This window comes from Photobacterium kishitanii, assembly GCF_003026355.1.
GTDB lineage: Bacteria > Pseudomonadota > Gammaproteobacteria > Enterobacterales > Vibrionaceae > Photobacterium > Photobacterium kishitanii.
The window spans coordinates 232,326-253,260 of sequence record NZ_PYON01000001.1; the positions used below are offsets into that span (position 1 = coordinate 232,326).

The following is a 20,935-nucleotide window of genomic DNA, read 5'->3' on the forward strand; positions in this document are numbered from 1 at the left end:
TTTTCAATAAAACTGGAGTAAATATAGGACAGCCATATATTTACTTTGAAAATTCAACCCGCTGAAAGTAGATTCCCTATCGCCATCGCGAGAGCATTCACTATAGGATATGACGATAACCAGTCCTAGATAATAGCGTAAGAATTATCAGTTTTATGAAGAGAAAATTATGGCTGCCCTGTCTTTGCTTTTATATTTTTCTATGGCTTTTTTTCTTAATTCAGGTGGATAGTTGCATAAAAATATACACATATTATAAAAAGAGCATAAAATACAATTATGCCAAATAGGTATTTTATTCTCTTGAATTAGGTTGTTATGAGATTTATTACAATAGCAGATACATATCTGCAACGAATCATTCATTGGTGTTTAAAAAAAGTGGCTACTATTTTTAGTATTCTCACTGCACTTTCTTTTATTACTCTATTTTTTACAGAACCATTTGAATATGATGATGGGTTATTTGATGTTGATCGATTTGAAATTATTTCAATAATTTTATTCGTCATTTTGACATGGCGTTTTTTTAAAAAAGCAAAGGTTTATGAATTTAAGATCTGGTACTCAATTAAACGATACGCTTTAATATTAACGCTTAATACACTTATTTCATTAGCTATTATGGGGTTTATTCTAATTATAAAATTAGATCAAGCAGGGACATTAACAATGTCATTCCTTGATAAAATAAATGATATCAGTTTATTTTTCTGGTTTATTTCTATTTTTATCACAATATATTCATTCACCCCTATTCCGAAAACCACTATTACTGCACATCATAAAAAATCAAATAAAAAAGAAAATACACAAGATAAAAAATCACCTATTGAAAACACAAACATCACCACTAATGAAGATAATTAAAATGATAAAACAAATTAAAACAACAAAATTATTCTGTATATTGATATCTGTTTTTTTTATCATTCCAGCAAATGCAAAAACAAATTCATTTGATACAAATGATGGTTCTTTCCTAATCAAATCCTGTAGAGAAGCGATTGAAATATTTGAAAACAAATCAGAAAAACGCTTTTTAGCTGCACAAATGACCTCAGTATCTGAGGCAATGAGAGCAGGATATTGTATTGGGGTATTAGAACAATATAATAAAGAAAATCATTATTGTTCATATGGTGATATTGATGTTAGAAATTGGTATCAAATGGCTAAAATAATTGCTAATGAACCTTATTATAAAAATGGCGATACCTTTAATGTCTCATCATCAACTGTATTAAAAAAAGCTTATTGTTATGAATAATCAAATTACTATTCCTCAAGCTATCAAAAAGCTTTTTGATATAGAAGTTTCTAAAGAAAGTCCTTACCTAAAGGATAAAGCAAATTCTTTTGTCCGTAATAAGCTAATTAAAGTCGTTACGGAACAAAAAGTACAACGAAAAAGTGTTTACTTAAAAGATTCTCAACAACTTGATGTTCTCTACAACGCCCTACTGCTAAATGCATTTTATCCTGATCCTAAACATGTTCAACAGATATTCAACAATGAACAATATAGAATAGAATGTGCAGAAACAATAAGATCCCTTTTTGGTCAGAGAAACAATCTTGCTGGACAAACATTAATATCAAATAACGTAAGTGCTTTAATTGAGGCACTTGAAAGTCAGTTGGATCTATTTTGTACCAGATTACCTAATCCATTTCATCAACTTCCCCAAATCGCTTTAGGAAAGAATACTGGGCTATTAAATTGCTTATTATTACAAGCATCCGCACTAGAGCCAATAGACAATGTACTCGTTTCTATAACCAATGGTGATTGGGAGAAAGCTCAACATTTAGCTATAACGTTATCTGATGAAGTATCAGGCGCATTACAACTTAAAAAAATGATCAATGATAAATTAGAAGAAGCTCAAGAGTTTGATGACCTCTTGAATTTTTTTAGTTCACGTTAAAATATTTTTAAAAGCTCTTGTTAGTGCAATGCACTAGATGATTATGCTGTTATCGAAAACAACAGAGATACACCAATGTCTATTCAAGAGCTAGTCATTAATTTTCACATGACCGAAACATGTAACTTCCGTTGCGAATATTGTTATGCCACGTGGGATGGAAATAATTCGCAACAGGAGTTACATCATTCATACAGTAATATCAAAGAATTAGTTACAAAAACAGCTAATTACTTTCTTAATGATAATCCAATAAAACAAAAATTAGGCTATAAAACTGTACGCTTAAATTTTGCTGGCGGTGAACCCGTTATGCTTGGAAGTCGATTTATTAAAGCTATCTTACTTGCTAAAAGTCTTGAACTAAATACATCATTAATTACAAATGGTCATTTACTCACTAACACTATGATATCAAAAATCAGTCCTCATCTAGATATGTTAGGGATCAGTTTTGACACTGCAGATCATTTATTAGCCGATAATATTGGACGAGTAGATAGAAAAAAAGATTGGTTATCTCCTCAACGCCTTGAAGAAATTGTATCTCATTATCGTCAGTCCAATCCGTGCGGTATCGTAAAAATAAATACTGTTGTTAATAAATATAATTGGGAAGAAACCCTTACAGCGACAATAACAAAAATAATGCCAGATAAATGGAAAATACTACGTGTATTACCCGTTTACTCAGATAGCTTATGCGTAACACAACAACAATATAAACACTATATTACCAAACATCAGTCATTATCCAATATTATCGTTGCTGAAGATAATGATGATATGTGGCAGTCCTATTTAATGCTTAATCCAGAAGGTAAGTTTTATCAAAATAGTGGTCCATGTGAAGGTATAAAACAAAGCCCTTCTATATTAGACGTTAGTATTACAGATGCTCTTACTCATATTGAATTTAACCCTGACACTTTTGCAAAACGATATAAAAGTAATATCGATTTTCAAGAGATCTAATTTATATAAACAACATTTACTATCAATATAAACTGAAGAATAAGGTTATTAATTATGAAGATGAAAATTAAAATGATAAATAATACTCAAGTAATGAGTAAAGAATTAGAAGGTCAAATATCTTTCTTTGCGCATTTAATGGCAGAAGGTATGAAAAATGGCATTGAAAAAGATTTTATACAAGCAGAGTGCTTTTATCGAATAACTTTAGGTATAACAGCTCAACCTAATGATTTTGAAATGAAAATGACTGAGTATTGTCGGCTTTACATAGCCGAAACAGATGGAGATATCGCTGGATATGCCTTCTGTGCTTTTAGCCCTAATAATAAACATTCAATTAAATTATCATATTTAGCCACAAAAAATAAATATAGAAATAAGGGTATTGCGAAGGCTTTAATTAAAAATTGTATTGAAGACACTAATGCTGATTATTGTTTACTTCACAGCAATAAGAAATTATTACCTTTTTACGAAAAAATAGGTTTTGATAAGATAAGTAAATGTACATATACAAATGAATTCAATCTGGTATTTTCTACCACATCAAAAGAACATAATACATTAATACCTAAGCTAACTTATTTTGACCCAACTTTTGGACCAAGCATTATAGCTGACTATAATAAAATAAAAATGAGTCACATTTAACCAATAAATATATTAATAAAGTACTATATTAGAGTAAAAAAACATGATTACGCCATTAGAATTATTTGACCCTAAATTTAAACCAACAGCTACAAGCTTATACATCTGTGATCCCAACGAGTTGTATATTCCGAAAGAAGTAATTATTAAGACAGTAAAAACATTAATAAACGAAATAGATTGCAACTTAAAACAAGGAATAGTTTCTTTTGAAAGTTATATGAATATTGGTATTAATGCTCCTGAAATTAAAAACCAAGATGTAATTCATCAATTGATTTGCAAATTAGTTAATAGTGAAATGAATAAATTCGGATGGCAAGTCTATATCAGAATGCAACCTGAAACATGCAACATAATACTCGCAGTAAAAGAATGTGACCTTACATCGATAGAAATACTTATTACTAATGAGCTAGATTAGTCATTCAGATCTTTTAACAATTTTGATTCAATTACTCACCACTAAGGATTTAGCTATAACCTTAGTGATGAGTATAAAATTGATTTTTGCTAGTCCTATATACACAATTAATAAACGCGTTAACCTCCTCTTTCCTTTTCGATTAAACCAAAATAAATCAACGGCTAAATGAGATCTGTAAATTTTTCTCTTATCCCAATACAGCTTGTGATAACGCCGAAGCATTACAACTAACGATCCATCGTATTCATGGTGAGATGGAACAAATCAAACAATCACTAAGTACTTGCCAACATTGTGGTGAGTCATTACCGGAAGGATGTGCAAAATTAAAGGCGGGAGGCTTATTTAAAGGTGATGCCCGTTGCTGGCACACCATGAATCGGGTTCGGCTTTCTAATTTTGTTAGTACAACATGCGAATAAGGAATCAAACATGTTCGATTACAACAGCTACCCTACTGTAAACATCTCATATACCACAGAAAACAGCTTAAACGTGACACCGTCACATTATAAAAGTAAACAACAAAAGCAACTACCTGATTCACCGCCACCAGCAAAAACTTATGCTGAACTTAATGAGCAATCAACACATCTTTTAATTAGTCACGTTGAAGTATTAGAGATGTTTCAAATCACAAGTCGAGCAACAATTTATAAGTGGCGACAAACACGCGGTTTCCCTGAACCAATTACATTGATGCCCTTACGTTGGTTACGTTCTGCCGTTGAAGAATGGAAAGATAATACCAGTCGGTTTGGAAAGCGGTTTTAGAAGCAGAGCGATCTTGGTGAAAGATCGCTTTGTTTTTTTAATAACATTCAATAATCATGCTTAAATCTTTCATCAGGGCCACTCGAAATATTCCTCATTTTCGCCAATTCATCTTCTTACAAGACGGGCAATTGAGCGTATGCAATCTGAGCCGCTTGTGCTAAAGTTAAAATGACAGCTATAAATCCCAACAATTTTACCCACGATTTTTCCATTAGATTATTTAACTTCTGAGACCAGTTATAGTTAGATACTTTTACACCTTTTTTTTGCAGCAAAAAATACATTGATTGGAACCAGTAAACCTTAGACATTGTAGACTTATGAAGTCTAACAAACTCTTTATCTTGGAAAGCTTTAACTTCTTCTTCACCACTAAGATTATCACGATGATTACCATCATTTAAATTTTGCAGAGTTTTCATTCTTGGGTGAGCAATACTATCTTTACCATATTTTTCTATAATTAAGCTAGATAAATTATGTTTACTCGTGTCTTGAATTCTTACACCTCTCTCACCGGAAAGTACTTCATATCGATGAGATAAGGCTTCAAAGCCGTAGTTGATATTAGACATATTCCAATGCAGCCACAATGCACCATTATTATCACGAACAAAAGAATAAAAATCAGTTAGCATCTGTTTTTCTAATTCATTGTAGTTCTCAGCAATCTTATCTCGGCCTATATGCAGCTTCTCTGCAACAAGGTGAATTGAAAAGCTATGCATTGTATGACTTTGAAGGTGTAGTGCCGCGATAGAGGTTACACGAGGTGAAATATTTTCATTGTTGTCATTTAAATTTTCGCACGAATAATGAATCACATAGATATTATGCTCATTCACTTTTAGAAACTTAAGCTTTTCTTTGATGTTCAATGAAATCACCCAACCATAACGAATTGTTTATAATGGTAAATTTTAATTATACCACTATACTCCACAACTTGAATATTGTATTTCGACTCTTACGCTAGTTACGTTCTGCTGTTGAAGAATAGGAAGTTAATACCAGTCGGTTTGGAAAGCGGTTTTAGAAGCAAAGCGATCTTGGTAAGAGATCGCTTTGTTTATTTTGGTAATAACAGTCAGGGATAAATTATGGCAAGTATTAACTATGAACATTCACTCAATGAAAAAATCTTAGTTGTTTATGAACACGATTCTTTTGATGATATTCAAGAAACATTATTAACGTGGTGTTGCCATCAATATATAAATTGTTCATTCAAAGTTTATTTTAATAACTACAGTCATGAGCTAACTCATATTGGATTTGTGCAACTCAGCTATAACGACACTGATACTATAAATGTCATTCAGCACTTCACTGTTGATCATGATGAACTATCCAATCAACGGGACGCGGTTAAGTTTTATCAATACCGATACAGATTAAAATATGAATGCGATTTTAAAGCTACAGTGAACATGTATCTATGAAACAATTACACTTATGCTCTTGTATTGATTATGTTCTGTCGTTGAGGAATATAATACTAGTCGATTTTGATAATGGTTTTAAAATCAAAGCGGTCTTGGTGAGAGATCGCTTTGTTTTATTTTGATAATAACATTCAGGGATATAATTAATATTCTTCTACTATTTTATAATATCATTAAAATCTTCAACTATTAATCCCGACACTAATTGACCTTTCATATCTATTTGAGGATTAATTAAAACTGAAATGTCATCTTTTTTTAAGCTAATGACTAATCGATCAAACTCCTCATCATTTTCAATTATTGAAATTGTAAATGGAGGTAAGGTGACTCCCCCAAACTCCCAATTCTTTATAAAAACATCGATATTAATAGGATCAGATAAAAATACCATTGCACCATTTATGAATATAGGCTGACCATCGTCTTTACTAATGAAAATAATTAAGGGAGCATAATATCTTTCATAACTAGAATATGACTTATCTATAGCTAGGGTAAATAATGCAGGTTCGGCATTTTCACATATAAGTATATCTTCATTATCTTTTTTATATTCCAACGCATGCGAATAATTAGTAAATACTCCACTTTCTGACGTATAGCAATGTGGGTCTTTATCACTAATTGCTTTCTGAAAAAGCTCAGTAAACCAACAAGATTTATCTTTAGCTGAGTTAAGTGACTCTCTTTGAATACGGCCTCTATTTTGTACATATCTGGAACTACCATCATCCAAATTTATTTTTATACAATATTTACCTTTTGATAGATTATTATAATCTGGTTTCCAGAGTAATGAACTTACAGTTTTAGGCAAACAAGATAGGCTAGAGAACATTCCCTGCCCTTTAACGACTAATAAATACCATTTTTCATAATCAAAATTAACTAATTTCTTATTATCTCTAAATAATTTAGAATCAATTATACCTAAAACTCGGTGCAAAGGTGATAAGCAATCCCTATGAACTAATCCAACCTCATGAGGGATACCCATCTCATCAACCTCAATTATTGGAGAGCTGTCATCAGAAATAACATCGCCACAAATTATACATTCAATATATTTATTATTATCATTGATAGCATTAAGACATAATTCAGAATGACTTTTAGCAGCCTCCATTTCATTAACATTTTCTTCTGAGTTTATTTCTATAATAGCTATTTTAGCGTTTTCAAACAATTCTGTATTTTCTTTGATATATCTACTACAACCTAAAAAAGTTGATGCTCTATAAATTACATTCCATTTATTACCATTTTTTAATTCAACTTTTTGATTAGAAAATGAAAGTGTCTTTTTTCCATCTTCTTCGAAACGAATTAATTCAACAATTATAAAATCAAAATCTTCATAAAAAGATTCTATAATTAGAACCTCTTTTCCTGAACATAAACCTCCTTTTAAAATAAAACCAAGCTTATTGTCCTTGCTATTTTCTTGTTTTTCTTTTTCAATAAACTTACCAACTCTATCTTCTAATCCTTTTAGGTTTATAGAAGAACGATTTTTTGATAACGTCAACCCAATTTTAATTAAACATGACCAAAAAAGTTCTGCCGATATAGAAACTTTTCCTGAAATTAAAGTAAGAATAGCTTTTTCTAAAGGCATTCCTTCTTCTATATCAATAACTGACACATGTGATAACTTTAATATTTCATATGTTATCTCATCGGAAATAGATTCATTCGTAATATCTTTATAATTAGATGCAATGTTTTCCTTTATTATCCTAAAAACATCTGTTTCCGATTGATTTAATGGATTATTTATAAATCCTATGTCATTAAATCTTATACTTTCTAATATCTTTTTCAGATCACATATTATTTTGGATGATGCTTTCGATGTTGTCGCAAGAACAAATCGATCATTATTACTAATTCCAGTTAAATATTGTGAAACAAACTGTTTTATAACCTTATAAAATTCAGAACTTTTTGATTCTGAACAATTAATAGACCTTTTTGCTTGAATATATACCGTAGAATTTTCTGTTGTGACAACTAGATCATCGATTTCATTCGCTGATTCAAATTTCAAATCAATGATTTTTGAATCTCCATTCAAACCTAAATCATCAATGAAGACTACATCCATAAACATATGTGTTAAAAATAAAGCAGATATACGCTGTTGAAAATCAATACCGGCATTTGTAGCTGAACCTCCAGCATTACTGCTCATAAAAAGAATCTCCTATTTAAATAGTAATATATGAATCAATATTTATATGTTGCGTAAGTAAAACACTTACCATGATCTATGTAAAACAATTACTAGAGCAAAAATAAAAATAAATAACCAACAACCCTATTTCAAATAACTATCCAGCTTCTCAGCATACAGCTCATATCCTTCTAATTGGTCTTTCAACCAATCATGTTTGTTATAAACCGCTAATACCCCACCAAGCTCATGGCCTAACATCTTCTCTACCACATGCGGCATTACACCTAATTCTGATACTCCGGTGGATAGTGACCGTCTAAAATCATGAGTACGCCAATCTTCAATAGGTAAACTATCTCTGATACGGCGGATATAACGATTAGCAGCTGAAATGGTTATCGGCTTATCAAGATCGCCACCAGGGAAAAGCACATCATCATAAGTTGCCATTACTCGTTCTAATATCACTCTTGCTTTGGTTGGAATTGGGCGTCTTATTGGCGTATTGGTTTTACTGAGTTCTTTCGGTACCGTCCATATACCCGCTTCCATATCAAAGTGGCTACGACGCGCAAGGCGCAACTCTGAAAGACGACTGCCCCACAACATAGTTAACTGATGCAACGCTTTATTAGATGAGCTGGCGCGGCTGCGTTCGATGGCCAACCAAATCATACTCAGTTCTGAAAACGTTGGTACTCGGGTTCCAACTTCAGGAGCTTTACCTACGTGTTGCCTTTTAATGCGGTCTAAGTCTGTTTTTTCAATAATGAACTTACTCTTACAGAAATTTAAACAGGCTCTTAGCTTGGTGAATAGTGAATTAGCAGTTTTGGGTTTATCAAGGCTAATAGTATCTAACCACTGCATCCATTCTCTAGCTGGTATCGTTTCAACGTTACGTTCAGGGAACGCACCAATAAGATAATTTTTAGCAAAAGAACGATAAAGTGCCTGAGTGCCCGCTTTTAATTGAGGGACATAATGTTTAAGCCAGTACGCAACACAATCATCTAAAGTAATAAATTCAAGCTCGCCCGTTAAAGCAATGTTGGGATTTCGACCAGATTCTCTCAATTCCATCATTAATTTATGCTTTCGCCTTGCCTCTTTAAGGCTAGTTACGGGATACTTACCTATACGAATTCTTAGGCTTTTTTTATTAAAGCGGCAACGGTAATCAAAATAGATTTTAGCTTGAGGTGTTATGCGGACAACGAGCCCTTCACCATCACTAATTTCAGCTTTACCGTCATAAGCGTCTTGCTTTGATATAAGATTAAGTTGTCGGTCTGTCAGGCTCATTACGCTATTCCTTTAAATTAGGACACAGGCTCAGATTTAGGGACACACATTAGGACACAAATGCAAATCCCACACTGAATTCAATTGGAATTAACTACTGTATATACACACAGTATATCACGAAAAGCCATAGTTATAACAATTACTTAATACAACACACATGGCTTCTGGAAAATACTATGAACAAGAAAAACGAGCCAACACTATACTGGATTGATTACGAAACCTTTGGTGCCAGTCCAGCAAATGATCGCCCTTGCCAGTTTGCAGGGGTACGTACCGATATGGAGATGAACATTATCGGTGAGCCTTTGGTGATCTATTGTAAGCCACCAGCCGATTACCTACCGTCACCTGAAGCATGTTTGATCACGGGGATCACGCCACAGGAAGCAATGGAAAAAGGTTTATCAGAGCCGGAGTTTATTGCCCAAATTCATGCCGAGCTGTCAAAGCCGAATACTTGTGTTATTGGTTATAATAACGTTCGCTTTGATGATGAAGTGACCCGCTATACGTTATACCGTAACTTCTATGACTCATATGGTTGGGCATGGCAAAATGGTAACTCGCGTTGGGATCTATTAGATATTATGCGTACCTGTTATGCATTACGTCCTGATGGGCTTAACTGGCCAACTGACGATGAAGGTCGTCCGAGCTTTAAGCTTGAAAAACTCTCAATTGCTAACGGTATTGAACACACTAATGCCCACGATGCTATGGCTGATGTATACGCCACTATCGAACTGGCAAAAATCTTAAAACAAAACCAACCTAAGCTGTTTGATTACTTATTTAACTTACGTCATAAGCGTCAATTACAAGAATTAATCGATATTGTCGATCTCACCCCTATTGTGCATGTATCGGGGATGTTCGGTACTGAGTGCGGTAATACCAGTTGGATCGTGCCGATGGCATGGCATCCTGATAATAAAAATGCAGTGATTTGTGTTAATCTTGCGCAAGATCCGACCCCATTAATTGAACTTAATGCCGACCAACTGCGTGAGCGTTTATATACTAAACGCATTGATCTTGGTCCTGATGAATTGCCAGTACCTATTAAAGAAGTGCATTTAAATAAATGTCCGGTACTTGCGCCAGCTAAAACACTTAAAGCTGAAGATGCGGCCCGCTTAGGGATTGATCGTGAGTTATGCCTTAAGAATCTTGCGCTATTAAAGCAACATCCTGAAGTGCGAGCCAAATTACTCGAAATGTTCAGTGTTAAACGTGAATACGCTAATAATGGTAACGTTGATACCATGCTCTATGATGGCTTCTTCTCTACCGCTGATCGCTCAACCATGGATATTATTCGTGAAACAGCGGCAGATTCACTAGCAACACTGGAAATTAATGTCGATGATGAGCGCATTAAGCCGTTATTGTTCCGCTATCGCGCACGTAATTATCCATTAACGTTAACTTATCAAGAACAGCAACGTTGGAAGCACCACTGCCAAGATTTCTTTGAAGAAAACATGACCAAATATATGGAAAACTTTGAAGCTGTCGCGCTAGATTGCCAGTCAAATGAACACAAAATGAAGATCATGAAGTCGTTATATGACTACATTAATAAATTGATGTAATTCATTATGTTATGACTTTTGAATACGAATAAGCTCGTCATAGTGATCCTGTGATGGGCTTTTTTATTATTAATAAGACCCGTTATTTGATGATTGTCGTAATTCCGTCAACACTTAATGCTATCGAATGGTGTTGTGTTCGAAGCGTTTACAAGTGGGTGATCTAATGACAACCAAAACAGCAGTAAAATGTTATCGGTTTGAAGGGATTGATTTTATTCCTGAAAATAGACTACTTAACTGGCATGATAATCAACAAACACTATTAACGGCTGATGAGTCCCGTTTTTTAGCCTCACTGTGTTACCTCGCTGGTGAAGTGGTTAGCACTGAATCGATATATCGTTATACCTTTACCTCCCCTAACGCCTACGAAGAAAGCTGTGATCATCATTATGATCTAAATGTTTTATTGCTATCACTGTCTAAAAAATTACTCCGCAATGGAAAGATGGCGATACCTATCTATATTATTCCAAGTTATGGCTTTCGAGTGTCTTTACCTAATACCACTGCAGTTCGCAATGAAACGACACCACTCAAATCCCCTCCATCATGGCCTGCTCTAGTTAAAAACAAATCAAAAAAGCCTTTGCTTCAAGTGATTAACATAAATTACGCCATCATCACAACGGTAGTAATCATTACATTTACACTACTGATTGGTTATTGGATTATGACAACCCAATAACATTGATGCTTGTTTTATCAACAGAAACAAATATAGTTCATTAATCATGAAAAATTAGTGTGACATTTATCATGCTTATTTGTATGATGAATTAAATATTTAAGAGTTGTAATATCCATGAATTATATACGCTCATTTGCCATCGTTATGATTTGTTTCTTTTTAGGACAAGGCATTCAACACTTTTCTGGATTACCGATTCCAGGCAGTATTATCGGTTTATTTATCCTTTTTATCAGTCTTGTCACAGGCATTTGTCGGGCTGAGTGGGTTGAAAGTACCTGTAATCTATTAATAAAACATATGGCGTTGCTATTTGTACCCGTCGGTGTTGGCTTGATGAACTATTTAGGTATCATTGAAAACAACGCTGCGATCATTTTCGCAAGCACCCTAGGTAGTACCATTATCGTATTAATTGTTATTGGCTTAGCGGTACACCACAAGGAGAAAGAGTCATGATATGGCTAGTCGCAACCTTAGTGTGCTTTTATTCCGCACGCTATTTAGCAATGAAAATCAAAAATCCCTTTTTTAACCCCCTTTTGATCACGCTTATTGTGATGATCGTGGCACTTAAATGGTTCGCTGTACCTTACCAAACCTATTTTGCCCAAAATGAAGTAATTAACTATTTGTTAGGTCCTGCTGTTGTTGCATTAGCCTTTCCTTTATACCAACAAATTGGGCTTATTCGCAGCAAATGGAAGACGATCTTAACTTCGTGTTTTGTTGGTAGTGTATTGTCGATGACATTTGGTACTGCTATTGCTTTTTCAATGGGCGCCGATGCCCAACTCGCAGCAAGTATTTTACCGAAATCAATCACAACGCCATTAGCGATGGCGGCTTCACAGCAAATTGGTGGTATTCCTGCGATTACATCTGCAATGGTTATTATTGTTGGCTTATTTGGTGCCGTATTAGGTTACCCAATCATGAAATTATTTCGTGTTAAACATCCTTTAGCAAAAGGTTTGTCGATTGGTACGGTTTCACATGCATTAGGCACAGCCAAAGCCGTTGAGGAAGACTACCAAGAAGGGGCATTTAGTTCATTAGCATTGGTTATTTGCGGCATTATGACGACCCTATTAGCACCGCTGATGTTCCCTTTGCTTTTACGCCTATTTGGACACACCTAACAGCAACGTGCAAAAAACAATCAATTTGATTAATTTTCACTAAGTTATTGAAATATTATCTGCAAAATTACAGAAACAAGTGTGACGCCACTCCCAACAATGTAATAGGTGCAACATCAAAACCAACAATGTGACCAAGATCACTTCCAATACCTTGTGATTCACATAGAATGTTTTGCCATCAACAATGAAGGAGTAACACCCAATGTACGCACGTGTTATAAAAGCATTAAGCTTATTACCTGCTGAATTGGCGTCAGCTTTAAAGCCTATTATTGAAGCTTCAGATTTCGACTCAACCATTAGTCCTGAGCAATTCGAACTTTTATTATCAACTACTCAGATGACTGATACTGAACTTCGCTTGGCTCTCCTTCCTATTGCTGCATCTTATGCTGTTGTACCTATTTCCAATTTCTATGTCGGCGCGATTGTGCGTGGCGCATCTGGTCGCCTTTACTTTGGCGCAAATATGGAGTTTGAGAACGCTAGCATGGGTTGTACTATTCATGCCGAGCAATCAGCTATTAGCCATGCATGGATCAAAGGTGAAGTTGGCATTAAAGATGTCACCATCAATTACAGTCCGTGTGGTCACTGTCGTCAGTTTATGAATGAATTAACATCAGCTAACGATATGATGATTCAACTGCCGCAACGTCAACCAATGACATTACAACAATACTTACCCGATTCATTTGGTCCACTTGATTTAGGCATTAAAGATGGCTTATTAAGTGACATTGATAATGGTATTAGTATCGAAGAAGATTCAGAGCTAGCTGTTTGTGCTTGTAAAGCCGCTAACCGCTCACATGCGCCTTATTCGAAAAACTTCAGCGGTGTTGCATTAAAAGCACAAGATGGCCGTATTTTTGAGGGGATGTATGCAGAAAATGCAGCCTTCAACCCTAGCCTGCCTCCGCTGCAAGTTGCCTTGATTAATATGAATATGTCTAACTATCCGCTATCTGAAATCGTTGAAGCGGCATTAGTAGAAAGTGCTGACAGCAAAATTAGTCAACTAGCACGCACACAAGCATTACTTGAAGCACTTAATCCTGATGTGCAATTAACGTACGTTGCTTATTAAGTCACCAATTGATTTAAAAAATCTAAAAAGACCGCCTTACTGGCGGTTTTTTATTACCTAATATTGATCAATGTTGGCTATCAAACATCAAAAGCGTATTATCTCGCCACCTATTATTAGAAGCCAATGACAATGTCTCAAACACATAATCCTTTGCAAGGCGCAGCATGGATGCTCACTGCTGGGCTCGCGTTTGCTATCGTAAACAGTTTAGCTCAGTACCTTAGTATCAAAATGCATGTTCCCTCAACCTCTGTAGCTTTGATCCAATATTTCATTGCTCTAATCGCGATGTTACCTTGGTTACGTACTATGGGTATTCGCCACTCGCTTAAAACAAATCACTTTTGGTTACACTGCTTACGCGTGTTTTTAGCGGTTATTGGTATTCAATTATGGCTATGGGCGCTGGCCTATCCGGTACCAATTTGGCAAGGCATTGCCCTACTCATGATTTCACCGCTATTTGCCACTATTGGCTCAGGTCTAATTTTAAAAGAAACGGTCGGCAAGGCGCGTTGGTTTGCAACGTTAGCAGGTTTTGCTGGTGCCATGATTATTCTTGAACCATGGTCTGAAAATTTTAATATCGCGACACTATTGCCTGTCGGCGCCGCATTTTTCTGGGCGGCCTATTCATTAATGGTGAAAAAACAATCCAGTAATGAATCACCGACGACTATCGTGATGTACCTACTCATTTTAATGACACCATTTAATCTTATTTTAGCGGCGCCTGATTTTACCATGCCAACAGTGAGTTTTAGCTGGTGGCTATTAATTCTAGCAGGCTTACTAACGGGCTTAGCGCAATGGGCGATTGCCAAAGCTTATGCTGTCGCTGACGCGTCTTTTGTACAACCCTTTGATCATGCGAAGTTACCACTAAACGTATTAGGTGGCTGGCTGGTCTTTGGCTGGGCTCCTCCTGGACGACTCTGGCTGGGTGCGGCAATTATTATTCTTTCCGTCGCGTTTATTACCCATTGGGAAAATCGCAAAAAATAACCATTTTAAAAACCGCTTATCATAAGCGGTTTTTTTTTGTCTTCGGTTATGGTTATCCATTAACCAGATTAAAGGCAAACGATTGCGCAAACATAAAAATAAGGTATTATTAATTTCAGATTTCACCTTTAATGAAAAATCGTAAGGAATATCAATGTTTGGTACAGCTACTTGTTCTGATGCAACCCGTGTATTACTGCTTGGTTCTGGTGAACTGGGTAAAGAAGTTGCTATTGAGTGTCAGCGTCTTGGCCTTGAAGTGATTGCCGTTGATCGTTATGAGAATGCGCCAGCGATGCAAGTTGCGCATCGTAGCCACGTTATTGATATGTTAGATGGCGATGCACTTAAACGCATTATTGCGCTTGAAAAGCCCCATTTTGTTGTTCCTGAAATTGAAGCGATTGCAACAGATACGTTGGTTGAACTTGAGAACCAAGGGGTAAATATTGTCCCAACCGCTAACGCGACTAAATTAACCATGAACCGTGAAGGTATTCGTCGTTTAGCCGCTGAAACGTTAGCTATTCCAACCTCCCCTTACGAATTTTCAGATCAATATGCTGATTTTGAAGCTTCTGTGCATCGTATTGGTATGCCGTGTGTAGTTAAGCCAATCATGAGTTCATCGGGTAAAGGTCAAAGTGTCATTAAAACCGCCGCTGATATTAAATCTGCATGGCAGTATGCACAAGAAGGCGGACGCGCAGGCGCGGGACGTGTCATTGTGGAAGGCTTTGTTGATTTTGACTACGAAATCACGTTGCTAACAGTACGTGCTGTTGATGGTGTGCATTTTTGCGCCCCAATTGGCCACCGCCAGGAAGATGGCGACTACCGTGAGTCATGGCAACCACAACAAATGTCTGCTGCTGCGCTAAAAGCGGCAGAGGATGTTGCTCAGAAGGTTGTGAACGAATTAGGCGGTTATGGCTTGTTTGGTGTTGAGCTGTTCGTTAAAGGCGATACAGTGCTATTTAGTGAAGTATCCCCTCGCCCACATGATACCGGTATGGTCACATTAATATCGCAAGAGTTATCTGAATTTGCACTCCATGTACGTGCATTTTTAGGCATGCCTATTGAGCAGATCACTCAATATGGTGCGTCGGCTTCTGCCGTTATTCTTGCAGAAGGTATATCTACCAATATTCGTTTTGATAACCTTACCGCCGCGCTATCTCGTCCACAAACACAAATCAGATTATTTGGTAAACCTGAGATCAATGGTCGTCGTCGTCTTGGCGTGGCGCTCACACGCCGTGATAGCATCGATAATGCAATAACTGATGCCATTGCTACTGCTGCTGACGTTAAAGTAATTCTATAGCCTTAGCGGCGCACTAAAGACCACAAAGGCGTCATCATGACGCCTTTATTCTTCATATGGCAGTCTTAAATCAAATTATACTTCGATTAACCATACTTCTTCAGCAAAGCGCTCAACACCACGTTGACGGCGAGGATGGGTTTCATCTGCCTCATCACGCTCTAAATGGGTAATTTTACAACCACTAAATAAAGCGCTGACTTCAGCCTTAGGCACAGAGAATGGAGGCCCATCCATTTGTGCTTGAGGATAATCCAATGTGACTAATAAAATTCGCCCACCGGGTTTGATTAAACTCAATAACCGTTCGACATAACGCTCACGCATTGACTGTGGCATCGCTATCAATGCCGCACGATCATATACCACATCAACAGGTGCTACCGGAACAGTAAAGTAATCACCTTGATAAATAGTGATCTCATCAAAAGAATATACATGTTCACAACCAATCCCTGTCACTAACGGCGTATAGAGATTCTCTGCAAAGAAGGCTTTCACTGCAATATCACTTAGCTCGATGCCAACAACATCATTATGACGTGCTGCTAGCCAAACTAAATCTTCTGACTTACCGCACATAGGCACTAGCACCCGCTCATCACGCTGAGCGTTAACCTGAGGCCAATATTTCACTAATAACGGATTAACGTCAGTTAAGTGAAAACCAATACGATCTTCAGCCCAACGGCTATGCCAAAATTCAGCGTCCATGAATTACCTTTTCTAGTGATCTCTAATTTGGCGTTAGTTGACCATAATTTTATATAGAGACTCAAGGATTATCAGTAAAAACAAGAGAAACAGAAAAGAGGTAAAGCAGGTAAAGCAGGTAAAGCAGGTAAAGCAGGTAAAGCAGGTAAAGCAGAATATTGGAGGGAGAAAGGTAAATAATATGATTGGCAGTAATCAACAAAAAAGGGATGCCGCAGCATCCCCTTTTTATTGACCACGCTGATAGCTAGATCAAAAATCTGTTTTTCAATTTTTCTATCGGAGAGTCATTGAATAACGATTGGAAGCCACTCAGGTTATGAAATTCTGAATAGTTTAATCGAATCACGACGAACCGTTACGCCACGGAAAGTTACAGGCTCTAACAACGTCATTAGTTGCTTCGAAACAAAAAACTTACCGCCATAGCTACGATCACCGCCACGATTAACCCAATCAGCAAATTCATCAGCCAGACTGAACATTGAGTTACCGACTAGTAAAACTAGAACTTTAGCGACTTCGCTATCGTTCTGACGGTTAAACTCTGCGTCACGAACTTTTTTGCGATATTCGTCGACAATTCTTTCAAGGCACTCAAATCTGCTCATATACACCACCATAAAAATCGAGGCGTGGATACTACTGCTCAACTCCCATGAAATCAAGCAATCTCGGCATGTTTCTTGTGTTTAATCATTAAATTTTTCACTTTAATAACATTATCAACACTTATTACTAAAATATTTCATCTTTATCTTCATTATTTGTTATTTTATGAAAGTTTTATTTAAAATACATCTTTATAAGCGTTAGAATAATTCCTTTTACTAATAGTGATCATAAAACATGGATAAAGACACTGATTTTCACCTATTTGGTAAGCTTAATACTGAATTTGATACCATAACTGCAATGATCGACCTTTATTGTTTAAACCATCACCAAATCAATACGAATAAATTTCAGCGTTGTACTAACTGTGAGCAATTTAGAGCCTATGTCAAACAACGCCTCGACCGATGTCCTTATGGTGAGAATAAACCCAGTTGTAAGCAATGCCCTATTCACTGCTACAAACCACAGCAAAAGGTTAATTCACAAACAATTATGCGTTATTCTGGCCCTAAAATGATAGTTAAACATCCAATTATGGCAATCAGACACTTAATTCATGACAAAAGATCAATCCCCGTAATAAACAGAGATATGATATCTAATTACAAAAGAAGAAAATCATTATTAAACAATAAATAATAAATAAAAAACAACAACTACGAATAATTAATTTCTTAATTATGGTTATATTTCGCACAACATAAGTGGTGGCTACTTTTTAACCGTAACAAGCAAATCATGCCGAATTATTAAGTGAAGGCAATGGTGATATTATGGCTAAAAATAGCCATAAGGTATGAAAAGAAACAGAAAACGCAGAACGCAGTCCTTAGATAAATAAAGACTGCTTGATTATAATATAGGCGTAACCTATTTAATTACGGTAAAAATCAATCACTTCAATTTTTACTGGGGCATTCTTTTTGGTTAACTCAACAGTAAATTGATCTTCATCAACTACTTTTGCATCTTTCGCACCTTCACCGACAACACTCACCCCTTCAATTTTGGTGTAAAGCTTACTGTAGTCGTAATGCATAGTAACCGTTACTTTTGTCGGAGCAGAAGTTGATAATTCAAAAGTACAGATACCCGTTGGACAAAATACATCAATATCATCAGGTGATGTGACCGATACAGTATCAACATTTTTTACGGGGGTTGCTGTCACTGTTGCTTCACTATTACAACCCGATAATAATATTGTTGCTGCCACCACAAGAAAACCTAATTGACTTTTTTTCACCGATTCATCCTCATTTGATTTCATATGATATGCACTTGATTAATTATAAATATTGCACAACATATTTTGAATTTATTATTAGCTTAATGCCTTGATTTCATCAACCGTCAAATAGCGCCATTGACCCTCGTCAACATCTAACGTTACGCTACCAATAGACTCACGATGTAAGCTAACGACTTTATTGCCAATGCTTGCAAACATACGTTTTACTTGATGAAATTTACCTTCTGTGATTGTTAGTAATACCTGTTTATCATCAACAATAGTTAACATTGCAGGTGCAGTCAGCTGTGCTTCACCTTGTAATTTAATACCTTGAGCAAACAGCTGCTTAGCACTTGCATCAATCGGCTGGCGAAGTTGAACTCGGTATACTTTAGGGCATAATTTATTTGGCGAGGTAATATTAAACGACCATCGACCATCGTCCGTAATCAGCACCAACCCTGTCGTATCTGCATCTAATCGTCCAACAATATGTAGCTCTTGAGGACATTCTATATCAATATAATTGAACAACGATGGGTAAACTTCGTCAATATTAGAGCAAATTGTCTGTGACGGTTTATGCATTAATAAATAACGAAATGGACGTGGGTAAAGCCGCTCACCGAGCAATGTTATATCATTATTTTCATGTACTTGAGTGGTAATGTCAGTAATAACCTCACCATTAACCGTCACATCACCGCGAGCAATCGCAGCAATGACTTGCGCTTTCGTTAATGCGGTACTTTTACAAACAAATTTATCAAGGCGCATAAAATATCGCTATTTATAAAGCGATTATTATCCTTGTCCGTCAATAATAATCAACACTTACACCTATATTTAGTATGCCAACTATCAATCCCTTATTATAAAGGTAAAGCAGTATAGTTATACCAGCATTGTACCCTTTAATACGGTTACAGCTTGACCACTAAGCATAACGCGATCGTTTCCAAGTAATTCAACCTTCACTTTCCCACCTCGTAATGATGCTTGATAGCCCGTCAGCATAGTTTTATTTAGCTTCTGACCCCAAAAAACGGCCAATCCACAATGCGCAGCACCGGTTACAGGATCTTCATTTATTCCGACCCAAGGCCCAAAATGGCGCGACATAAAATCAATCGAGTCCGTTGTTGATGGAGAAGTCACAACTACAGCAGATAATCCACTAACACTGTTCAATCCATCAAAATTAGGTGTTAATGCCAGTAAATCTGCTTCATTTTCAATTTCAATTAATGCCTTACCATTAAAAAAATGACTGCTAAGCACTTGTGTTTCAGCTAAACCTAAATGCGTTAATAAGGCTGATGTTGGTGTAAATGTTGAATCAATATTTGCGGCAGGAAAGTTCATATCAATGCCAGCATCATTAATGGTCACAACTAACTCTCCTGATAATGTATGAAAAACCAGTTGCTGCCCTTGTGTGACGTTATGTTGCTGTTGAAGAATATGCGTAACAGCCAATGTACCGTGCCCACATAATTTTACTTCCACTGTGGGTGTAAACCATCTTAATCTAAAATCATCAAGGGATAAAAAAGCCGTCTCTGGCAATGCCATTTCAGCGGCAATTGATAGCATCAAATCATCGTCAAGCGCAGTATCAGTGATACAAACACCCGCGGGATTACCTTTAAATGGCTGTGATGTAAATGCATCAACTTGGTAAATAGCGATTTCCATACGTTTTCCTTAACAAAATAGATTAACGCCACTACTACACCAGAAAAACCATCTAATTACCACCAGCCTCGACAAGTCAACATATGCCAATTAAGAATCAAATGAGA

Annotated in this window: 24 protein-coding genes; 16 read left to right on the forward strand and 8 right to left on the reverse strand. The window is 36.1% G+C overall.

The window, feature by feature from the left end:
* Nucleotides 1-318: 318 nt before the first annotated feature.
* The 7 genes from C0W29_RS01070 (at nucleotide 319) to C0W29_RS01100 (ending at nucleotide 4,761) form a co-directional block, all read left to right on the forward strand.
* The gene (locus tag C0W29_RS01070; RefSeq protein ID WP_065190735.1) at nucleotides 319-870 is read left to right on the forward strand and encodes a hypothetical protein; all 552 of its coding nucleotides are present in this window, start codon (nucleotides 319-321) and stop codon (nucleotides 868-870) included.
* Nucleotide 871: 1 nt separating this feature from the next.
* A complete protein-coding gene (locus tag C0W29_RS01075) occupies nucleotides 872-1,270 on the forward strand; it encodes a hypothetical protein (RefSeq protein ID WP_107174106.1) in 399 nt (132 codons plus the stop codon).
* On the forward strand, nucleotides 1,263-1,931 hold the full coding sequence (locus C0W29_RS01080) for a hypothetical protein (RefSeq protein ID WP_045045726.1): 669 nt from the start codon (nucleotides 1,263-1,265) through the stop codon (nucleotides 1,929-1,931). Before C0W29_RS01075 ends, C0W29_RS01080 begins: the two co-directional genes overlap by 8 nt.
* A gap of 75 nt (nucleotides 1,932-2,006) precedes the next feature.
* Nucleotides 2,007-2,906, forward strand: coding sequence for a viperin family antiviral radical SAM protein (locus C0W29_RS01085; RefSeq protein ID WP_045045727.1), 900 nt, complete (start codon nucleotides 2,007-2,009; stop codon nucleotides 2,904-2,906).
* 54 nt (nucleotides 2,907-2,960) lie between these two features.
* A complete protein-coding gene (locus C0W29_RS01090; protein ID WP_045045728.1) occupies nucleotides 2,961-3,560 on the forward strand; it encodes a GNAT family N-acetyltransferase in 600 nt (199 codons plus the stop codon).
* A 43-nt stretch (nucleotides 3,561-3,603) separates the two neighbouring features.
* Nucleotides 3,604-3,984: a hypothetical protein gene (locus C0W29_RS01095; protein WP_045045729.1), complete on the forward strand. Its 381-nt coding sequence runs from the start codon at nucleotides 3,604-3,606 to the stop codon at nucleotides 3,982-3,984.
* A 435-nt stretch (nucleotides 3,985-4,419) separates the two neighbouring features.
* On the forward strand, nucleotides 4,420-4,761 hold the full coding sequence (locus C0W29_RS01100) for a helix-turn-helix transcriptional regulator (protein WP_052671725.1): 342 nt from the start codon (nucleotides 4,420-4,422) through the stop codon (nucleotides 4,759-4,761).
* A 116-nt stretch (nucleotides 4,762-4,877) separates the two neighbouring features.
* Here the strand turns inward: C0W29_RS01100 and C0W29_RS01105 are convergent, their stop codons facing one another.
* A complete protein-coding gene (locus C0W29_RS01105; protein WP_045045730.1) occupies nucleotides 4,878-5,642 on the reverse strand; it encodes a hypothetical protein in 765 nt (254 codons plus the stop codon).
* Between the two features lie 222 nt (nucleotides 5,643-5,864).
* Here C0W29_RS01105 and C0W29_RS01110 point away from each other — a divergent pair, with 222 nt between their 5' ends.
* Nucleotides 5,865-6,206 carry a hypothetical protein gene (locus tag C0W29_RS01110; protein ID WP_045045731.1) on the forward strand — a complete coding sequence of 114 codons (342 nt, stop codon included), beginning with the start codon at nucleotides 5,865-5,867 and terminating at the stop codon, nucleotides 6,204-6,206.
* A gap of 160 nt (nucleotides 6,207-6,366) precedes the next feature.
* Here the strand turns inward: C0W29_RS01110 and C0W29_RS01115 are convergent, their stop codons facing one another.
* Together C0W29_RS01115 and C0W29_RS01120 are read right to left on the reverse strand one after the other, a co-directional pair.
* Complete coding sequence (locus C0W29_RS01115; protein ID WP_045045732.1) at nucleotides 6,367-8,406, reverse strand: hypothetical protein; 2,040 nt, start codon at nucleotides 8,404-8,406, stop codon at nucleotides 6,367-6,369.
* 126 nt (nucleotides 8,407-8,532) lie between these two features.
* Nucleotides 8,533-9,696 carry a tyrosine-type recombinase/integrase gene (locus C0W29_RS01120; RefSeq protein WP_045045733.1) on the reverse strand — a complete coding sequence of 388 codons (1,164 nt, stop codon included), beginning with the start codon at nucleotides 9,694-9,696 and terminating at the stop codon, nucleotides 8,533-8,535.
* 179 nt (nucleotides 9,697-9,875) lie between these two features.
* On the opposite strand from C0W29_RS01120, the gene sbcB reads away from it, so the two are divergent.
* The 7 genes from sbcB (at nucleotide 9,876) to purT (ending at nucleotide 16,564) form a co-directional block, all read left to right on the forward strand.
* On the forward strand, nucleotides 9,876-11,297 hold the full coding sequence (gene sbcB, locus C0W29_RS01125; RefSeq protein ID WP_107174105.1) for an exodeoxyribonuclease I: 1,422 nt from the start codon (nucleotides 9,876-9,878) through the stop codon (nucleotides 11,295-11,297).
* A gap of 166 nt (nucleotides 11,298-11,463) precedes the next feature.
* Entirely contained in the window at nucleotides 11,464-11,988 is a 525-nt protein-coding gene (locus C0W29_RS01130; protein ID WP_045045750.1) for a hypothetical protein, read from the forward strand.
* Between the two features lie 117 nt (nucleotides 11,989-12,105).
* Nucleotides 12,106-12,450: a CidA/LrgA family protein gene (locus tag C0W29_RS01135; protein WP_045045734.1), complete on the forward strand. Its 345-nt coding sequence runs from the start codon at nucleotides 12,106-12,108 to the stop codon at nucleotides 12,448-12,450.
* The gene (locus tag C0W29_RS01140) at nucleotides 12,447-13,133 is read left to right on the forward strand and encodes a CidB/LrgB family autolysis modulator (RefSeq protein WP_045043895.1); all 687 of its coding nucleotides are present in this window, start codon (nucleotides 12,447-12,449) and stop codon (nucleotides 13,131-13,133) included. The genes C0W29_RS01135 and C0W29_RS01140 overlap by 4 nt, the downstream gene beginning before the upstream one ends.
* Nucleotides 13,134-13,338: 205 nt before the next feature.
* Nucleotides 13,339-14,226, forward strand: coding sequence for a cytidine deaminase (cdd, locus tag C0W29_RS01145; protein ID WP_045043894.1), 888 nt, complete (start codon nucleotides 13,339-13,341; stop codon nucleotides 14,224-14,226).
* A gap of 132 nt (nucleotides 14,227-14,358) precedes the next feature.
* Entirely contained in the window at nucleotides 14,359-15,234 is an 876-nt protein-coding gene (locus C0W29_RS01150) for a DMT family transporter (RefSeq protein ID WP_036796345.1), read from the forward strand.
* A 154-nt stretch (nucleotides 15,235-15,388) separates the two neighbouring features.
* Nucleotides 15,389-16,564: a formate-dependent phosphoribosylglycinamide formyltransferase gene (gene purT / locus C0W29_RS01155; RefSeq protein ID WP_045043893.1), complete on the forward strand. Its 1,176-nt coding sequence runs from the start codon at nucleotides 15,389-15,391 to the stop codon at nucleotides 16,562-16,564.
* A 75-nt stretch (nucleotides 16,565-16,639) separates the two neighbouring features.
* Here the strand turns inward: purT and C0W29_RS01160 are convergent, their stop codons facing one another.
* The gene (locus C0W29_RS01160; RefSeq protein WP_045045735.1) at nucleotides 16,640-17,278 is read right to left on the reverse strand and encodes a thiopurine S-methyltransferase; all 639 of its coding nucleotides are present in this window, start codon (nucleotides 17,276-17,278) and stop codon (nucleotides 16,640-16,642) included.
* A gap of 317 nt (nucleotides 17,279-17,595) precedes the next feature.
* Nucleotides 17,596-17,889 (reverse strand): hypothetical protein, encoded by a 294-nt coding sequence (locus C0W29_RS01170; protein ID WP_005367981.1) that lies wholly within the window; start codon nucleotides 17,887-17,889, stop codon nucleotides 17,596-17,598.
* Between the two features lie 238 nt (nucleotides 17,890-18,127).
* Here C0W29_RS01170 and C0W29_RS01175 point away from each other — a divergent pair, with 238 nt between their 5' ends.
* Complete coding sequence (locus C0W29_RS01175; protein ID WP_045043890.1) at nucleotides 18,128-18,535, forward strand: nitrous oxide-stimulated promoter family protein; 408 nt, start codon at nucleotides 18,128-18,130, stop codon at nucleotides 18,533-18,535.
* A 235-nt stretch (nucleotides 18,536-18,770) separates the two neighbouring features.
* Here C0W29_RS01175 and C0W29_RS01180 read toward each other — a convergent pair whose 3' ends face one another.
* The 3 genes from C0W29_RS01180 to C0W29_RS01190 form a co-directional block, all read right to left on the reverse strand.
* Nucleotides 18,771-19,142 (reverse strand): hypothetical protein, encoded by a 372-nt coding sequence (locus tag C0W29_RS01180; RefSeq protein WP_045045751.1) that lies wholly within the window; start codon nucleotides 19,140-19,142, stop codon nucleotides 18,771-18,773.
* A 78-nt stretch (nucleotides 19,143-19,220) separates the two neighbouring features.
* On the reverse strand, nucleotides 19,221-19,907 hold the full coding sequence (locus C0W29_RS01185) for a pseudouridine synthase (protein ID WP_045045737.1): 687 nt from the start codon (nucleotides 19,905-19,907) through the stop codon (nucleotides 19,221-19,223).
* Nucleotides 19,908-20,024: 117 nt separating this feature from the next.
* Entirely contained in the window at nucleotides 20,025-20,828 is an 804-nt protein-coding gene (locus C0W29_RS01190; protein WP_045045738.1) for a PhzF family phenazine biosynthesis protein, read from the reverse strand.
* Nucleotides 20,829-20,935: the final 107 nt, after the last annotated feature.

What these genes read in the sequence shown, in the direction of transcription:
- purT (WP_045043893.1), top strand. Translation starts at nt 15,389, where the DNA reads ATGTTTGGTACAGCTACTTGTTCTGATGCAACCCGTGTATTACTGCTT.
- C0W29_RS01090 (WP_045045728.1), top strand. Translation starts at nt 2,961, where the DNA reads ATGAAGATGAAAATTAAAATGATAAATAATACTCAAGTAATGAGTAAA.
- C0W29_RS01135 (WP_045045734.1), top strand. Translation starts at nt 12,106, where the DNA reads ATGAATTATATACGCTCATTTGCCATCGTTATGATTTGTTTCTTTTTA.
- C0W29_RS01190 (WP_045045738.1), bottom strand. Translation starts at nt 20,828, where the DNA reads ATGGAAATCGCTATTTACCAAGTTGATGCATTTACATCACAGCCATTT.
- C0W29_RS01130 (WP_045045750.1), top strand. Translation starts at nt 11,464, where the DNA reads ATGACAACCAAAACAGCAGTAAAATGTTATCGGTTTGAAGGGATTGAT.
- C0W29_RS01170 (WP_005367981.1), bottom strand. Translation starts at nt 17,889, where the DNA reads ATGAGCAGATTTGAGTGCCTTGAAAGAATTGTCGACGAATATCGCAAA.
- sbcB (WP_107174105.1), top strand. Translation starts at nt 9,876, where the DNA reads ATGAACAAGAAAAACGAGCCAACACTATACTGGATTGATTACGAAACC.
- C0W29_RS01095 (WP_045045729.1), top strand. Translation starts at nt 3,604, where the DNA reads ATGATTACGCCATTAGAATTATTTGACCCTAAATTTAAACCAACAGCT.
- C0W29_RS01110 (WP_045045731.1), top strand. Translation starts at nt 5,865, where the DNA reads ATGGCAAGTATTAACTATGAACATTCACTCAATGAAAAAATCTTAGTT.
- cdd (WP_045043894.1), top strand. Translation starts at nt 13,339, where the DNA reads ATGTACGCACGTGTTATAAAAGCATTAAGCTTATTACCTGCTGAATTG.
- C0W29_RS01080 (WP_045045726.1), top strand. Translation starts at nt 1,263, where the DNA reads ATGAATAATCAAATTACTATTCCTCAAGCTATCAAAAAGCTTTTTGAT.
- C0W29_RS01075 (WP_107174106.1), top strand. Translation starts at nt 872, where the DNA reads ATGATAAAACAAATTAAAACAACAAAATTATTCTGTATATTGATATCT.
- C0W29_RS01160 (WP_045045735.1), bottom strand. Translation starts at nt 17,278, where the DNA reads ATGGACGCTGAATTTTGGCATAGCCGTTGGGCTGAAGATCGTATTGGT.
- C0W29_RS01140 (WP_045043895.1), top strand. Translation starts at nt 12,447, where the DNA reads ATGATATGGCTAGTCGCAACCTTAGTGTGCTTTTATTCCGCACGCTAT.
- C0W29_RS01120 (WP_045045733.1), bottom strand. Translation starts at nt 9,696, where the DNA reads ATGAGCCTGACAGACCGACAACTTAATCTTATATCAAAGCAAGACGCT.
- C0W29_RS01100 (WP_052671725.1), top strand. Translation starts at nt 4,420, where the DNA reads ATGTTCGATTACAACAGCTACCCTACTGTAAACATCTCATATACCACA.
- C0W29_RS01070 (WP_065190735.1), top strand. Translation starts at nt 319, where the DNA reads ATGAGATTTATTACAATAGCAGATACATATCTGCAACGAATCATTCAT.
- C0W29_RS01185 (WP_045045737.1), bottom strand. Translation starts at nt 19,907, where the DNA reads ATGCGCCTTGATAAATTTGTTTGTAAAAGTACCGCATTAACGAAAGCG.
- C0W29_RS01115 (WP_045045732.1), bottom strand. Translation starts at nt 8,406, where the DNA reads ATGAGCAGTAATGCTGGAGGTTCAGCTACAAATGCCGGTATTGATTTT.
- C0W29_RS01085 (WP_045045727.1), top strand. Translation starts at nt 2,007, where the DNA reads ATGTCTATTCAAGAGCTAGTCATTAATTTTCACATGACCGAAACATGT.
- C0W29_RS01150 (WP_036796345.1), top strand. Translation starts at nt 14,359, where the DNA reads ATGTCTCAAACACATAATCCTTTGCAAGGCGCAGCATGGATGCTCACT.
- C0W29_RS01175 (WP_045043890.1), top strand. Translation starts at nt 18,128, where the DNA reads ATGGATAAAGACACTGATTTTCACCTATTTGGTAAGCTTAATACTGAA.